The sequence below is a fragment of the Paenarthrobacter sp. NPDC089307 genome (genome assembly GCF_040685055.1).
In the GTDB taxonomy this organism is placed as follows: Bacteria; Actinomycetota; Actinomycetes; order Actinomycetales; family Micrococcaceae; genus Arthrobacter.
On sequence record NZ_JBFBHE010000001.1, the window covers coordinates 786,288 to 801,394 of the forward strand.

A 15,107-nucleotide genomic window follows, 5' to 3' on the forward strand; every position below is an offset into this window, starting at 1 on the left:
TCTTAGAACAGCATTTCCGAAAATTCCAAATCCGGCATATTCGGTTGCCGCGCAGTTCCTAGGCCTCGGAGTCCTCCGAGGTTGTGGCCTTGGCCGAGGCGTCGTCACCCAGTTCGAGGTCCACTACGGGGCAGTCCTTCCACAAACGCTCCAGTGCATAGAAGACGCGGTCTTCCGCATGCTGGACGTGGATGACGATGTCGGCGTAGTCCAGGAGGACCCAGCGGCCTTCCGAGCGGCCTTCACGGCGGACCGGGCGAAGGTCCTGCTTCAGCAGTTCTTCTTCGATTCCGTCAACGATTGCGTTGACCTGACGCTCAGTGGGAGCTGAGGCGATCAGGAAGACATCGGTAAGGGCCAAACGCTCGCTGACATCAAGGGCAACGATGTCTTCTGCCAGCTTGTCGGCCGCGGCACGGGCAGCATGACGGGCGAGGGTGATGGATTGTTCGTGTGCAGACATAGGGAACTCCTGGTTGTGGCTCGTGGCCGGGAATGGCGTAAGCCGTTTTTGTTGCGGAACTATCCGCTGGTAATCATGATGATGCCGACAATCAGGGCCACAAGGCCCAGTGCCAAAACCCCGTATTGGAACAGCCGGTTCCGCTGTGCCCTGGCCAGGCCCGCGGTGTTGGCGTCCAACGGATCCAGCCCATAGGCAGTACTGGCGGAAACTGGAGGCCTCTGGGTTTCTTCACTGGCCTCGGGCCTCGGAACGGATTTGTTCCTGGCTGACCTGGCTACTGCTTCGGCCCTGGCGAGGACTCCGGCACGGCCACGGGGGGCGCGTTCTTTTGATGGAGCCTGTCCGGAATCGAGCTTCGGGCCGGACGAAGTGACCAAAGGGACGAAAGTGGTGCTGGGCCGCTTCATGACCGGGCGCTCGACGCCAGGCACCTTGACGAACTCCAAGGGAGTCACCATGGCAAGGTTATTGGCCGTTGAAGGACCAGCCGACGCCGAGGGAGACTTGCCCGTGCCAGCCTGGTTCGGACCGGGAGTGTTCGGGCCCGCCGGGTTCGGTCCAGCCTGGTTTTGCTCGGCCAGCTTTTGCTTTGCTGCGGCGCGCTTGTTCAGGACTGCTGCACGCTCCGCCAGGGCAATTTGCTGGGCCAGGACGTCGGGATCGACAGCAAGCGGATCCTGCTCGGCAATATGTTCGAGCTTGGAGGTCTGGTTTTGAACCTGGGCGGCAATCAGTTCGCGAACGGCAAGAGCCTGTTCCACAGACATTTCAGATTCGGCCGGGCCCTTGGAGGCATCGGATGCAGCCGCCTGGTTCGGCTGTGCAGGCCCTCCTTGCTTGGCGGGTGCCTGCTCCTTGGCAGGTGCTGGCTGTTTGGCGGGCCCTTGCTGCTTGACAGCCTCCTTGTCCATGGAACCGGGTTTGGCCATGGCATCGGGCTTGGCGCCCGGCATGGGCACAATCGGGTTCATGGACGTGGCAACTTCTGCCTGAAGCTGCTGGAGCCTGAGCTGGCGGCGAGTGGGGGGACCGCCACCCGAGAGCTGCTCTTCCTTGTCAGCGAGCTCCTTGATGGTGCGCAGCGCGGCACGGTCGCGTGCCCGGATCTGGGACGAACGTTCCTGGGCCGCAGCACCCACGGCGTCTACGGGAGCATCTGCCGCCCGACGATTGCGCGCGTTTGCAGGCTCCGCGTCCCCAGCAGGCTCTGTGTCCTGTGGGGAAATTGCCTCCGCCTGGGCTTCCGGGTTCTCTTCCCGGGCACGGCGAAGTTCGCGCCTGCTGCGGATGGGTCGCTGTTCCTGGCTGCTCATATTACAAACTCATTCAGTACGTGCTTGGTCGTCTGATCCGGAAAGTGCCGGGGACAGTTCTCCTGATACGGCGTTGGGTGCATACAGTCCATATTTCGCTATGTACTGCACCACGCCATCCGGCACCAAGTACCACACGGGGTTGCCCGCACCCACGCGGATACGGCAATCCGTGGAGGAAATGGCCATGGCCGGAACTTCGAGCAGGCTGACGTCGTCAGTCCGCCCGAGGTCGTTCAACTCATGTCCAGGGCGGGTCACTCCCACGAAGTGTGCCAAGGACCAGAGCTCGTCCACGTCCTTCCAGGACAGGATCTGGGCCAACGCATCCGCGCCAGTGATGAAGAAAAGGTCGGCGTCCGGACGCTGCGCCCTCAGATCCCGCAGGGTATCAATGGTGAACGTGGGGCCGGGCCGGTCCACATCAACGCGGCTGACAGTAAACCGGGGATTGGATGCGGTGGCAATCACGGTCATCAGGTACCGGTGCTCGGGCTCGCTGACCAGTTTGTGCGATTTCTGCCACGGCTGACCCGTAGGCACGAAAACGACTTCGTCGAGGTCAAACTTGGCTGCTACTTCACTTGCAGCCACAAGGTGGCCGTGATGAATGGGGTCAAAGGTTCCACCCATCACGCCCAGCCGAAGCCTGCGCTCCGACTCCCCGCGAGGTGTTGCGGCAATAATGTTAGTGGCCCTGGCCGTGTGTGTGCTTGTTCGGGTGCTGGCGGTGCGGGTCGGCGTGTTCTTCCACTGCCTCGTGGCGGTTGCCCAGGTTGGTGTAGGACAAGGTTACGAACATGAGAACCAGCAGCAAGGCGAACATGGAGACGCCGAAGACCCACGGCTCGGCCCACAACGGGGCGAGTTCCTCGTGGCCGCCTTCTGTCTCGGCGGCAATGGACGTGGCGATCTGCTGAAACAGCATCTTCTCCCCTAGTTGGTTCTCAAAGGATTTCGACAGCGGGACTCCCCGCCGTTCCGGACTTCTGTTCTATGTTACCGCGTTGCTAGCCGCGGACTTGGCCTTCACCTTGCACGATCCACTTTGTGGTGGTCAGTTCGGTAAGGCCCATGGGACCACGTGCGTGAAGCTTCTGCGTGGAGATGCCAACCTCGGCACCAAGTCCGAGCTCGCCGCCGTCAGTGAACCGCGTGGAAGCATTGACAATCACGGCAGCGGAGTCGATTTCGGCGATGAACTTCTCGGCGTTGGCGAGGTTGTTCGTCAGGATCGCTTCCGTGTGCCCCGTGGTCCACTTACGGATGTGCTTCACGGCGTCGTCAAGGTTGTCCACCATGGCCACGGCGAGGTCCAGGTCCATGTACTCGGTGGCCCAGTCGTCGTCGTCCGCGGGAACAGTGTCAACGCCGGCGCCCAAGGCAGCGGCAATCCGGTCATCGACGTGGAGCGTTACTCCGGCCTTCCGCAACGCGGACGCAACGGCGGGAAGCACGGTGGACTTGGAGTGCACCAGCAGCGTCTCCACGGTGTTGCAAACGCTGGGTCGCTGGGTCTTGGCGTTGAGGAGGATCTCCACGGCCATTTCTTCGCTTGCCGACTCATCAATGAAGATATGGACGTTGCCCTCGCCGGTTTCGATAACGGGCACCGCAGAGTTGTTCACCACTGTCTGGATCAACTCGCGCCCCCCGCGGGGTATGAGAACATCCACACGTCCGCGTGCACGCATCAGGACGTTTGCCCCTTCGCGGCCGTACTGGTCCACGGTCTGCACTGCATCAGCCGGCAGCCCGACGGAATCCAAGGCATCCCGGAGGATCCGCACCAATGCCTCGTTGGTATGTGCGGCAGCGGAACCGCCCCGAAGAATGACGGCGTTACCGCTCTTGAGGGCCAGGCCCGCGATGTCCACGGTGACGTTGGGGCGTGCTTCGTAAATGGCGGCGACGACTCCCATGGGCACGTTGACCTGCCGGAGGCGAAGACCGTTCGGCAGCGTTTGGCCGCGTACCACGTTGCCCACGGGATCGGGCAGGCCGGCGAGGTTTTCCAGCGCTGCCACGAGTCCGTCAATACGCTCAGGTGTCAGCGTAAGACGATCCAGCAGTGCCGCTGACGTTCCGTTGGCACGGCCATCGGCGACATCCTTGGCGTTGGCCTCCAACACCTGCTTGCGGTTCTCCAACAGGGCGGAGCCGATGGCACGAAGTGCGCGGTCCTTCCACGCGCGGTTGGCCTGACCCAGGCGACGCGCGGCTTTCCGGGAACGGTCGGCAATGGCGTGGACAGCAGCCTCAAGTTCCTCCGGCGACAACGGAACGCTTCCGGCCACAGGGCTCTCCGGCGTGTGGCCGGAAGTACCGGAAACGTCGGAGATCACGGGGGCTTCAGGGGTCAGCGCTTCAGTCATGCATCCAGTTTAGATGAGCGCGGTCCCCGCAGGAGTACCAGATCGTCAACATGAACAACTTCGCGGTCATAGCCACTGCCCAGGGACTGCCCCAGCTCCTGCGTAGTCCGGCCCAGCATTCTTGGAAGTTCCTGCGATGAGTAGTTCACCAGGCCCCTGGCCACGAGGGTTCCGTCCAGTCCCACCATCTCCACCGGGTCACCGGCCTCAAAATCGCCACCTACCTCCGAGATGCCGGCGGGCAGGAGCGAACGGTGCCTGTCGCGCACGGCTTTCACTGCGCCGTCGTCGAGAACCAAACGTCCCTGGACGGTTGCAAGGTGGGCCAGCCACAAGAGGCGGACGGGTTTGCGGTCGCCATTGACTGCGAACCACGTTCCCACGTCCTCCCCCGAAAGCGCCGCCGCGGCGTTCGCGGTGGAGGTGACCAAAGCATGAATCCCGGAGCCTGCAGCGATCGACGCGGCCTCGACCTTGGTCATCATTCCACCGGTTCCAACACCGGCCTTGCCGGCTTTCCCGATGGTCACGTCCTCCAGGTCCTGGGGTCCGCGGACCAGCGGGATGCGGCGGGCGCCTTGGGAAGGCGGACCGTCATAGACGGCGTCGACGTCGGACAGCAGCACCAGCGCGTCGGCGCGGACCAGGTGCGCCACCAGCGCCGCCAGGCGGTCGTTGTCACCGAACCGGATTTCGTGCGTGGCCACGGTGTCGTTTTCGTTGACTACAGGCACCACGCCCAGGTTCAACAAGCGGTCCAGTGCCCTGAAGGCGTTGGTGTGCTGCGTACGGCGCATCAGGTCATCGGCCGTCAGCAGGACCTGGCTCACCGTAACCCCATGCGCATTGAAGGCCTGCGTGTAGCGCGCCATCAGGAGGCCCTGGCCAACACTCGCTGCCGCTTGTTGGGTGGCGAGGTCCTTGGGCCGTTTCGCCAGGCCCAAGGGAGCCAGGCCAGCCGCAATGGCGCCCGAGGACACCAGGATGATCTCAGTCCCGGCGTTTCGTTTGGCGGCGAGGGCGTTGACCAATTGGGTCAAGGATTTCTCTGAAATGCCGCCCTTGATGCTGGTCAGGGAGGAAGACCCCACCTTGACCACGATCCGTTTGGCGGCAGCTATGCCCTGGCGTTCCAGCCCTGCAGCGTCCCCGGGAGCTTCGACGGTCCTAGTCGTCATCACCGGAATCCAGGGTGCTCTCCCTCACGGTCCGCGCACGGCGGCCGCTGACGGACTCGGTCCAAATGCCCGCTTTGCGCTCGGCTTCCAGCTCGGCACGCGCGGCGGCCTTTGCTTCGCGGCGCTCGATCTGCTCTTCACGCTTCTGCGAACGCGTGGGGCGGTCGCCAATGTCAGCAACACGGATGTCGGTGCCCCGGGGAGTCGCCAGAAGCTCGGCGCCGGCCATCATGGTGGGCTCCCAGTCGAAGACGACGCCGTCATCCTCACCGATGACCACGGTATCCCCGGGCTTGGCACCAACCTTGAACAGTTCGGTCTCCACGCCCAGCTTGGCAAGGCGGTCCGCCAGGTAGCCGATGGCTTCTTCGTTGGTGAAGTCGGTCTGCTTGACCCAGCGCACGGGCTTCTCGCCCAGGACGCGGAACAGCGGCTCGAGGTTCTTTTCCTCACGGCGGATTTTGAAGCCCGGCTCATTGACGGCGCGCGGACGCAGGACGGGTGCCGCCACCTTGGGCGGGGCAGCCTGGACAGCATCGCGTGCAGCCTTGACGATTTCCGCCATGGCGAATCCAAGCTGGCGCAGGCCCTCGTGGCTTGTCGCGGAGACTTCGAAGACGCGGTAACCGCGGGCCTCGAGGTCAGGACGGACAAACTCTGCCATGTCCTTGCCATCAGGAAGGTCCACCTTGTTGAGGACAACCAGCTTGGGCCGCTCGTTCAAGGGAACAACTTCACCATCAACACCGGCATAACTCATATCGACGGCGTACTTCTCAAGTTCCGCTTCGATGATGGCCAGGTCCGAAAGAGGGTCGCGGTCCGACTCAAGGGTGCCGCAGTCAAGGACGTGCACCAGCGCGGCGCAGCGCTCCACGTGGCGCAGGAAGTTGTGCCCCAGGCCCTTTCCTTCGCTGGCTCCTTCGATCAGGCCCGGGACGTCGGCGATGGTGAAGCGGACGTCACCTGCCTCGACGACGCCCAGGTTGGGGATGAGGGTAGTGAAGGGGTAGTCCGCGATTTTCGGCCGCGCAGCGGACATTGCCGCAATGAGGCTCGATTTGCCCGCGGAAGGGAATCCAACCAGAGCGATGTCGGCAATGGACTTCAGCTCCAGGACGATGTCGCTGGATTCGCCTTCAATTCCGAGCAGGGCAAAACCCGGGGCGCGGCGTTTTTGGGATGAGAGGGAGGCATTGCCGAGGCCGCCTTGGCCGCCGGCAGCGGCAACGTACTCAGTACCTTCGCCTACGAGGTCAGCCAGGACTTCGCCGTCCTTGGTCTTGACCACAGTGCCGTCCGGTACCGGAAGAATCAGGGTTTCGCCGTTCTTGCCGCCGCGCCAATCGCCCATGCCCGGGCCGCCATTGGTGGCGTGGCGGTGGGGAGCGTGGTGGTAGTCCAACAGCGTGGTGGTTTGGGCGGATACACGGAGGATGACGTCGCCGCCATTGCCGCCATTGCCGCCGTCGGGACCGCCGAGCGGCTTGAACTTCTCCCGCTTTACAGAGACACAGCCGTGGCCGCCGGTTCCGCCGGATACGTGCAGGACTACCCGGTCTACAAAGCTCGCCACGTGGATCTCCTCAGTTGCTGTTTTCCAGCGTTGTTGCAAAACCAGTGCGCCTGGGGCGCCCTAGTCGATTGTAATGCGGTTAAAAGAACGGTGGAGCGGGCCGTTTGGCCCGCTCCACCGGTTCAGAACTTGTTGTTACTCTGCAGCTGCAGCAGCAACGATGTTCACTACGCGACGGCCGCGGCGAGTACCAAACTCAACCGCACCGGCCTGCAGGGCGAACAGGGTGTCGTCGCCACCGCGGCCGACGCCTGCACCGGGGTGGAAGTGGGTGCCACGCTGGCGGACGATGATCTCGCCAGCAGAAACTACCTGACCACCGAAGCGCTTGACGCCCAGGTACTGTGCGTTGGAGTCACGACCGTTGCGAGTGGAGCTCGCGCCTTTTTTGTGTGCCATGTGAAATGCCTGCCTCTAAATTTCTGGGGAAACTGAAAAATCGGAACAGCGGGTAACGAAAGTTACGCGATGCTGGTGATCTTGATCTTGGTCAGTTCCTGACGGTGACCCTGACGCTTCCGGTAGCCGGTCTTGTTCTTGAACTTCTGGATGACGATCTTCGGACCACGGAGGTCTTCGAGGATCTCAGCCGTGACCTTGACGTTGGCCAGTTCCGCAGCTGCGGAGGTGACCTTCTCGCCGTCAACCAGGAGCAAGGCGGGCAGCTCAAGCGTGCTGCCGGCTCCACCGGGGACGCGGTTAAGCGTTACGTAGTCTCCAACGGAAACTTTTTCTTGGCGGCCGCCTGCGCGGACAATCGCGTACACCACTTGGGTACTCACTTCTCTCGACGTTTATAACTAAATTTGCGTGCGGAACCTGTCACCGGAATCAGGCGTGGTTCGCGCTGTGCCTCAACGCCGTGGACTTCTGTTCGAAGTCCGCGAGTCATCCCATGAACAATTCCAAGGGGCATAACCCAAGTGTTGGCGTAAGCACCGAAGATCAAGATTACGCTAGTTTGACCCTCGGCTGCAAATGAGGCCGGGTCCGGAGGCTACCACGTGACTTGCATCACGAGTCGTAACGGACTCTCCCGGCACCGTGCCCATACAGCCTACAGGGTTTGGCCACAATTAACGCGATCCTGCCCGCGACGCGCGGAGCGAGCCAGGTTTTTGCCCCGCACCTGAAGAGCCCGGAAGGGTTAGGCATACAGCCGGGGCGCGTCGAAAAACGCCGTCTCGTAGCCGCAGGACTGCCTGAAGGCCTCGATCATATCGGCGCGCTCACGTTCAGAAGCTGCCACCGCCGCCGCGTCTGTGAAGTTGATCGCAGCCCGGGTAGCGGCGGCAAAGTCCTCGTCGGCATACGTCCGAAGCCACTCCGCGTAGGGATGGCCTGCGGAGGCGCCGGCATCCACGAAAGCGGCATGAAGCTTTTGGCCCACCTCTGCATACAGCCAATAGCAGGGCAAGATCGCCGCAAGGACAACTGCGTAGCTGCCGGCGGCGGAGATGGCCAGCAGATGATCCACATAGGACTTGGTGACAGGGCCTGCGACTCCCGATGCCTCACGGGTACTCAACCAGTTCCGGTGCAGTTCCGATTCCACCTCCAAGCACTGGCGTGAACCCTTGGCCCAGAAGAGCTGCTCCTCCTCTGTGGGCGCCAAGGCACCGGCCCTGGCGAGCACCCGGGAATAGCCATTCAAATAGATGGCGTCCTGCGCAAGGTAGTAGCTGAACGCAGGTTCCGGCAGCTCCCCCGACTGCAGCTCCTTGATGAAGTTGAGTTCGTGGATTCTTCCGAGCTCCGGGCCGGCTTCATTCCACAAGGTGGCCGCGAAAGCGCCGGGCCTGAGGACGCGGTGGTGGTGGAAGTGGTCCACAGGCCCGTTGCCTTGGCCCACTTCCAGTGCTGCTGAATCCCGCAGGGCTTGAAGGAGCCATGGCTTTACCTCGCGCAGCGAGGCCTCCCAGTCACCTGTGCGTGCTTGGACAGTGGCCAGCGCTGACGACAACGAGCACCCCGTGCCATGGCTGTTCCTGGTCTCTATCCTGGGACCCCCGACCTCCACGATGTCCTGTTGCAGCAACCCGCTGGTGTTAATCAGCGCGTCAGGGCATTCGGCGCCGGGGAGATGCCCTCCCTTCACCAGTACCGTGTTCCCACATTCGCCGGCCAGTCGCTTGCCTTGGTCCAGTGCTGACGCCCAGTCGGCGGCCTCCGGCTCGCCCAGCAGGATGGCCAGCTCGGGAAGATTGGGAGTAATGAGGTCCGCCAAGGGCAGCACCGAGCGCAATACTTCCACGGCGGACTCCGTCAGGAGGCGGTCGCCGCTGGTTGCCACCATCACCGGGTCAAGGACCACGACGGCGGGACGCGCCTCGAGGAGCCACCTGCGGACCTCGCTGATCACTTCAGCATCGCCAAGCATTCCGATCTTTACGGCATCGATGGCAATGTCGCTGCTGATCGCGTCCAACTGTTGCCGCAGGAACTCTACCGGCGGTACGTGCACTGCGCTGACACCCTGGGTGTTCTGGGCCGTCAAAGCAGTTATGGCAGCCATGCCATATCCGCCATGGGCGGCGATGCTCTTCAGGTCAGCCTGGATCCCGGCTCCCCCTGAAGGGTCCGAGCCGGCGATGCTCAGTACTCGTGGGGTCTGCCTGCGGTCCGTCACCAACGGATACACGGAAGAATGTGACAATGCGGCCATGAGGACATCCCTTCGCCGGTGCTAACCGGACAGGTTCAACGGGTTTGGATCTCAGCCTGGCCCAATGCCTGGCACCCCGTGTCAGTCCCCCAGCCTAACGCAACAGCGCACGGCAAAGGGCCCTGCAATTCCCGCTGCGAGCGGATATTACAGGGCCCTCGAAACCGCTATGGACGATTAGAGTTCGGAAGCCGGAACGCCGACGCCCAGAATAATCGGTTCGTTCGATGCTGCTTTCCTGGCCGGCTCCACCGGCGCCTTGGATTCGTGGGCTGAACCCCTTGAGGCCGTGGCAGCCTCGTTGTGGTGCTCAACGATGGTCTCGTTGGCCGCACCCTGGGCCCTGCTAGCGCTGCGGTTCCGGCGCCCCCGCCGGCCACGCGACGCTGAAGGAACGTCGGCTTCTTCCTTGGCGGCAGATGCTGGAGCAGCCTTGGGAGCCTGGGCAGCTTCCGGGTTCGAGGCCGTTTCCGGAACGTCGCGCTCCTGGGCCGCCGGAGCGGCGCCAAGGTGCGAGAAGGCTTCAGCCAAACGATCCAGGCTCATGGCCGGCGCAGCTGCCTGGGGCTCGTCGTGGTGTTCCACAAACGGAAGTGCCACCTCTTCGCCGCCAAAACGCAGCACCGGAGTGGAGCGTGCTTCGTGGATGGCGGCGTCGTGAGCCGCCGTGTCCTGGTGCGGCAGGGCATCCGGGGCTGCCGCCGGCGCGGTACCGGCGTCGTGCTGTCCGGCTGCCCGGGCCTGCTCTTCTGCCTTGTGGATCTCGTCGTCGTGCAGGTGGGCAGCATGGGCCGCGGCGGCAATCGTTGCCAAAGCCGCCCTTGTTGCTTCAGCTTTTGCCTGGCGCGCGGGATCCTGGGTTTCCGGGTGAGCTGCCGGCGCTGCAGGGGCAGGCGGTGCTGTATGTACCTGGGCTGGCGCTTCGACTGCTCCCTGGGCTCCGCCCTTGCCGCGGCGGCGCTTGCGCTCCGTGCGGGCCGTAGGCTGCTGGGCCTCGGCGTGGGGCCGGTGCTGTTCGGCTGCCACGACGTTGGCACGCCGGTGCTCCACGGGCTCGTCATGCGTCACGACACCGCGGCCTGCGCAGTGCTCGCACTGCTCGCCGAAGACCTCAAGGAGGCCGGTGCCCATGCGCTTGCGGGTCATCTGGACAAGGCCCAATGACGTCACTTCGGCGACCTGGTGCTTGGTACGGTCGCGGCCCAAGCACTCCACCATGCGGCGGAGAACGAGGTCGCGGTTGGATTCGAGGACCATGTCGATGAAGTCGATGACAATGATGCCGCCGATATCACGCAGGCGCAGTTGACGGACTACTTCCTCGGCAGCTTCAAGGTTGTTCTTGGTGACGGTCTCTTCCAGGTTTCCACCACTGCCGGTGAACTTGCCTGTATTGACGTCCACCACGGTCATGGCTTCGGTACGGTCGATGACCAACGAACCACCGGAGGGCAGGAAGACCTTGCGTTCGAGTGCCTTGTGGATCTGCTCATCGATGCGCCAGGCGGCGAAGATGTCCTGGTCCTTGGTCCACTTCTCAAGGCGGCCCACCAGATCGGGAGCAACGTAGGTTACGTAGGCTTCGATGGTGTCCCAGGCGTCGTCACCGGAGACGATCAGCTTGGAGAAGTCCTCGTTGAAGACATCGCGGACAACCTTGATGGTGAGGTCCGGTTCGCCGTAAAGCAGTTCCGGTGCAAGAACCTTGGTGGAGGAAGCCTGCCCTTCGATACCTTCCCACTGCGCGCGCAAGCGGTTGATGTCGTGGGTCAGTTCCTCTTCCGACGCACCTTCGGCGGCCGTGCGGACAATGACACCGGCGTTTTCCGGCAGGCGGTCCTTCAGGATCCGCTTGAGGCGGTTGCGTTCGACGTCGGGCAACTTGCGGGAGATGCCGGTCATGGAGCCGCCGGGCACATAGACAAGGTAGCGGCCCGGAAGCGAGATCTGGCTTGTGAGGCGGGCGCCCTTGTGGCCGACGGGATCCTTGGTGACCTGGACCAGGACGGAATCGCCCGACTTCAGCGCGTTCTCGATCCGGCGGGGCTGCCCTTCAAGGTTGACCGCGTCCCAGTTGACTTCACCGGCGTACAGCACGGCGTTGCGGCCGCGCCCGATGTCCACAAAGGCAGCTTCCATGGACGGCAGGACGTTCTGGACCCTGCCCAGGTAGACGTTGCCGATCAGGGAATCCTGCTGGGTCTTGGACACAAAGTGCTCGGCCAGCACGCCGTCCTCAAGGACACCGATCTGGATCCTGTCGTCGCGCTGGCGGACGATCATCTGCCGGTCAACCGACTCGCGGCGTGCCAGGAACTCGGCTTCGGTGATCACCTGGCGGCGGCGTCCGGTCTCACGGGACTCGCGACGACGCTGCTTCTTGGCTTCGAGCCTGGTGGAGCCCTTGACGCTGGCGACGCGGTTTGACGGCGCAGTTTCCGTGATGGGCCGGGGAGCCCGCACACGGGTCACAGTGTTGGGCGGGTCGTCATCCGTTCCGCCGGTCAGTTCAAGGTCCTGGTCCCCACGGCGGCGACGACGACGACGGCGCGAGGTTACGCCTTCTTCGAGGGCTTCGGCTGCCGGGGCTTCTTCATCCCCGGAATCGTTGCTGTCTTCGGCCTCGTTCTCTTCGCGCTCAGTTCCGCGGCGCCCACGGCGTCCGCGGCTCCGGCGACGGCGGCGACTGCCGGCCTCATCCAGCTCACCGTCAGCGCCTGCTTCGGCATCATCTTCAGGCTCGTCGTCCTTCTCTTCCACGGCCGCAACGCGCGGGACCGTGGTGAGGTCCGGGGCCTGGAAGATCATGGAAGTGATGGAAACGGGTTCCATGAACAAGGATGTCGCAGCGGGAGCTGCTTCTTCGGCAAGTGCGGCGTCCTCAGCGGGCGCCTCTTCCTCGGCGGCGGGCTCCGCGGGCTGGGTGCCGGCGTCCGGCGTCGTGGTTTCTTCCACTGCTTCGGCAGCCGCAGGCACTTCTTCTGCCTTCACTTCTGCCGGCTTGGCTTCTTCCGCGTCAACCTTGGGTTTGGCAGCACGACGACGGCGGACCGGCTTTTCGGGGGCCGCTTCGGCGACGGCGTCGGGAAGGGCTTCGACGGCGGCTTCCTGGCTGCCTGCGGTTTCTTCGCCGAGACCCGGGAGGGGCTCGGCCGGTTCCACCTTCTTGCGGGACCGCGTGCGGCGTACGGGCTTCGTGGCGGCTTCCGGTGTTTCATCCACAGCTGGCGTGCCAGCAGCAGGTTCCCCAGCAGCAGGCGTCTCTACATCGGCCGATGCCTTGGGCGCAGCCTTGCGCCGGGTCCGGGTGGTTTTCTTGGGCGCCTCCGCAGTTTCCGCGTCAGCTGCCTCGTCATTAACGGCTACAACCTGGTCATTATCCATATGTGGCAACACTCCTGCCCCAGCGACGCCGCCACATCCGGCGCCCAGTGGGGCAAATATTGTCAAAACCCGCAGGCGTTGACAGAAGTCGGTAGTATGCCTTCCGGTTCGCACCATCATTGGGGTGCGGCAGCCCTGGAAGGCCGGTGCCTTGATTCTGAAACCCGTTGTTCTGCTGCCACAACCAGGTGCCGTCCATTGTCATGGCGGGCCTACCGAGGATCGACGTGATCCGGGCATGCCCAGCTCATACTGGCGGTCTTGGGAACAAGTCACCGGACCGGAATCCGAATGTGGGTCGGCTTCCAGCCATGTCTATTCTCTCACACCCGCGCGCGTTCGCCTGTAAGGGTGCTGTGTCGCACGGCCAAGGCCAAGCTGGGCGCGGTGCCCAGCCTGCGGAGTTAGAATCCTCCCAAGAGCCCTTCCCGGCCTGCCGGGCACACTGTCGAAAAGGATCAGATCCGCGATGCCGAGCACCGCCAGGGAAAACCTGGCCAAGAACGCCTCCACAGCGGAGGAATCGTCCACACACGAGGAAAAATTGCCGAGGACTGCGCGGGACAAGCCGTTCGCATGGTTGCTGCTGGCCACAGGGGTCATCGGCTGGTTGGCCTCCGGCGCCTTGGTCCTGGAAAAACTGGAGGTTCTCAAGGACCCCAACCACGTGACCGTCTGCGATGTGAATCCATGGATCTCCTGCGGTGCTGTGATGCAGACCCCGCAAAGCTCCGTGTTTGGATTCCCCAACATGTTTATCGGCATCGTTGCCTTCGCCATCATCATCACCACCGCCATGGGCCTGCTCGCAGGAGCCCGGTTCTCGCGTGGCTACTGGCTCGGGCTGCAGGCTGGCGTGACATTGGGCTTTGCGTTCGTTGTCTGGTTGTGGTCGCAAGCCCTCTACGTGATCAATGTGCTGTGCCCCTTCTGCATGGTGGTGTGGGCCGTCATGATCCCGCTCTTCGTGTGGGTTACCATCCGCAACATCTCCCACGGGGTCATCAAGGCACCCCCGGCACTGGCCAAGTTGCTTGGTGATTCCGGGTGGATCATTGTGGCGCTGCTGTACGTGGCGGTCATCGCAACCATCTTCTTCGCCTTCATCCACGTCTTCGCCGGAACGTCGGGCTACTGACAGAACCCTTCGCGAGATGACAGTAAAGGCCAATGTTCGTGGTGAACATTGGCCTTTACTGTCATCTCGGTGAAACTGTCGTCTCGGTGGACGAGGCTAGCTTGCGAACCAGATCTTGATCTCGCGCTCCGCCGATTCAACGGAGTCCGAGCCGTGAACGAGGTTCTGCTGGACAGCCAAGCCCCAATCACGGCCGAAGTCGCCGCGGATGGTGCCAGGCGCCGCCGTCGTCGGATCCGTTGTCCCGGCCAGCGAGCGGAAGCCTTCGATGACGCGGTGGCCCTCGAAAACAGCGGCGATGACAGGTCCGCTCAGCATGAACTCGACCAGCGGCTCGTAGAAGGGCTTGCCGACGTGTTCCTCGTAGTGCTGCTCCAGCAGCTCGCGGGTGGCGTTGACCTTCTTCAACTCGGCCAAGGTGTAGCCCTTGGCTTCGATGCGGGCCAGGATGCTGCCGCCCAGGTTGCGGGCGACGCCGTCGGGCTTGACCAGGACGAGTGTCCGTTCAATGCTCACAGTTGCTCCAATGTGATGTGTTTGGTGGTTTTCCCAGCCAGTTTACGGGGTTTGCGGACCGGCTTCTTCACTGTGCGCGGCGTCCCATTCGGCTTGCTCACGGTCACGCTGGGCCACCTCGCGATCAATCCTCATGCCGGCGCGCAGGCCATACCACCAGCAGATCGCAAACAGCACGCCCACGATGAACATCATGGGTTCGGCCAGGCCGGTCAGGATGAGCACCAACTGCAGGACCCACCCCAAGGCGATGCCCCACGGCTTGGAGAGTACGGCACAGGCAAGAACCAGGACCACGCTCAGGGCGATCCCCACACCCAGGATGATGCCCGGATCGACTTCACCGCGCTTCAGGCCAAAGACGGCCAGGGTTCCGAAAAACGCCACGAAAGCTTCGAGCAGGAGCACCGTGGAAGCAAACATCACCTTGGTGGAGCGCCGCTTTTTGGGCATGCCGGGCCGCCATTCGCGCTGCGCTTTGGTCATTTTTGCCATG

General features: G+C 63.2%; 14 protein-coding genes and 1 riboswitch. Of the genes, 1 reads left to right on the forward strand and 13 read right to left on the reverse strand.

The annotated features are described in order from the left end of the window. Positions 1-58: 58 nt before the first annotated feature. From rsfS to AB0N72_RS03650, 11 genes are all read right to left on the reverse strand, one after another. A complete protein-coding gene (gene rsfS / locus AB0N72_RS03600; protein WP_363931735.1) occupies positions 59-463 on the reverse strand; it encodes a ribosome silencing factor in 405 nt (134 codons plus the stop codon). A gap of 59 nt (positions 464-522) precedes the next feature. Further along, positions 523-1,779, reverse strand: a complete 1,257-nt coding sequence (locus AB0N72_RS03605; protein WP_363931734.1) for a hypothetical protein — start codon at positions 1,777-1,779, stop codon at positions 523-525. Between the two features lie 9 nt (positions 1,780-1,788). Then, entirely contained in the window at positions 1,789-2,463 is a 675-nt protein-coding gene (gene nadD, locus AB0N72_RS03610) for a nicotinate-nucleotide adenylyltransferase (protein ID WP_363932085.1), read from the reverse strand. A gap of 4 nt (positions 2,464-2,467) precedes the next feature. Then, positions 2,468-2,707, reverse strand: a complete 240-nt coding sequence (locus AB0N72_RS03615) for a hypothetical protein (protein ID WP_018777814.1) — start codon at positions 2,705-2,707, stop codon at positions 2,468-2,470. Between the two features lie 82 nt (positions 2,708-2,789). Next, positions 2,790-4,154, reverse strand: a complete 1,365-nt coding sequence (locus AB0N72_RS03620) for a glutamate-5-semialdehyde dehydrogenase (protein WP_363931733.1) — start codon at positions 4,152-4,154, stop codon at positions 2,790-2,792. After that, complete coding sequence (proB, locus tag AB0N72_RS03625) at positions 4,151-5,332, reverse strand: glutamate 5-kinase (protein WP_363931732.1); 1,182 nt, start codon at positions 5,330-5,332, stop codon at positions 4,151-4,153. The genes AB0N72_RS03620 and proB overlap by 4 nt, the downstream gene beginning before the upstream one ends. Beyond that, on the reverse strand, positions 5,322-6,908 hold the full coding sequence (gene obgE / locus AB0N72_RS03630) for a GTPase ObgE (RefSeq protein WP_363931731.1): 1,587 nt from the start codon (positions 6,906-6,908) through the stop codon (positions 5,322-5,324). Before obgE ends, proB begins: the two co-directional genes overlap by 11 nt. 135 nt (positions 6,909-7,043) lie before the next feature. Next, positions 7,044-7,307 (reverse strand): 50S ribosomal protein L27, encoded by a 264-nt coding sequence (gene rpmA / locus AB0N72_RS03635; RefSeq protein ID WP_003803426.1) that lies wholly within the window; start codon positions 7,305-7,307, stop codon positions 7,044-7,046. A 62-nt stretch (positions 7,308-7,369) separates the two neighbouring features. Continuing rightward, positions 7,370-7,678, reverse strand: coding sequence for a 50S ribosomal protein L21 (rplU, locus tag AB0N72_RS03640; RefSeq protein WP_024816904.1), 309 nt, complete (start codon positions 7,676-7,678; stop codon positions 7,370-7,372). A 377-nt stretch (positions 7,679-8,055) separates the two neighbouring features. After that, positions 8,056-9,573, reverse strand: coding sequence for a bifunctional hydroxymethylpyrimidine kinase/phosphomethylpyrimidine kinase (gene thiD, locus AB0N72_RS03645; protein WP_363931730.1), 1,518 nt, complete (start codon positions 9,571-9,573; stop codon positions 8,056-8,058). Next, a riboswitch (TPP riboswitch) is annotated at positions 9,564-9,662 on the reverse strand. It overlaps the preceding gene by 10 nt. 88 nt (positions 9,663-9,750) lie before the next feature. Further along, a complete protein-coding gene (locus tag AB0N72_RS03650; protein WP_363931728.1) occupies positions 9,751-12,957 on the reverse strand; it encodes an Rne/Rng family ribonuclease in 3,207 nt (1,068 codons plus the stop codon). A gap of 469 nt (positions 12,958-13,426) precedes the next feature. Here AB0N72_RS03650 and AB0N72_RS03655 point away from each other — a divergent pair, with 469 nt between their 5' ends. Further along, positions 13,427-14,095 (forward strand): vitamin K epoxide reductase family protein, encoded by a 669-nt coding sequence (locus AB0N72_RS03655; RefSeq protein WP_363931727.1) that lies wholly within the window; start codon positions 13,427-13,429, stop codon positions 14,093-14,095. 96 nt (positions 14,096-14,191) lie between these two features. Here AB0N72_RS03655 and ndk read toward each other — a convergent pair whose 3' ends face one another. Beyond that, positions 14,192-14,611, reverse strand: a complete 420-nt coding sequence (gene ndk / locus AB0N72_RS03660; protein ID WP_363931726.1) for a nucleoside-diphosphate kinase — start codon at positions 14,609-14,611, stop codon at positions 14,192-14,194. A gap of 42 nt (positions 14,612-14,653) precedes the next feature. Continuing rightward, entirely contained in the window at positions 14,654-15,106 is a 453-nt protein-coding gene (locus tag AB0N72_RS03665) for a DUF4233 domain-containing protein (RefSeq protein ID WP_363931725.1), read from the reverse strand. Position 15,107: the final 1 nt, after the last annotated feature.

What these genes read in the sequence shown, in the direction of transcription:
- AB0N72_RS03615 (WP_018777814.1), bottom strand. Translation starts at nt 2,707, where the DNA reads ATGCTGTTTCAGCAGATCGCCACGTCCATTGCCGCCGAGACAGAAGGC.
- AB0N72_RS03665 (WP_363931725.1), bottom strand. Translation starts at nt 15,106, where the DNA reads ATGGCAAAAATGACCAAAGCGCAGCGCGAATGGCGGCCCGGCATGCCC.
- proB (WP_363931732.1), bottom strand. Translation starts at nt 5,332, where the DNA reads ATGACGACTAGGACCGTCGAAGCTCCCGGGGACGCTGCAGGGCTGGAA.
- AB0N72_RS03605 (WP_363931734.1), bottom strand. Translation starts at nt 1,779, where the DNA reads ATGAGCAGCCAGGAACAGCGACCCATCCGCAGCAGGCGCGAACTTCGC.
- AB0N72_RS03620 (WP_363931733.1), bottom strand. Translation starts at nt 4,154, where the DNA reads ATGACTGAAGCGCTGACCCCTGAAGCCCCCGTGATCTCCGACGTTTCC.
- rpmA (WP_003803426.1), bottom strand. Translation starts at nt 7,307, where the DNA reads ATGGCACACAAAAAAGGCGCGAGCTCCACTCGCAACGGTCGTGACTCC.
- AB0N72_RS03655 (WP_363931727.1), top strand. Translation starts at nt 13,427, where the DNA reads ATGCCGAGCACCGCCAGGGAAAACCTGGCCAAGAACGCCTCCACAGCG.
- AB0N72_RS03650 (WP_363931728.1), bottom strand. Translation starts at nt 12,957, where the DNA reads ATGGATAATGACCAGGTTGTAGCCGTTAATGACGAGGCAGCTGACGCG.
- rsfS (WP_363931735.1), bottom strand. Translation starts at nt 463, where the DNA reads ATGTCTGCACACGAACAATCCATCACCCTCGCCCGTCATGCTGCCCGT.
- thiD (WP_363931730.1), bottom strand. Translation starts at nt 9,573, where the DNA reads ATGGCCGCATTGTCACATTCTTCCGTGTATCCGTTGGTGACGGACCGC.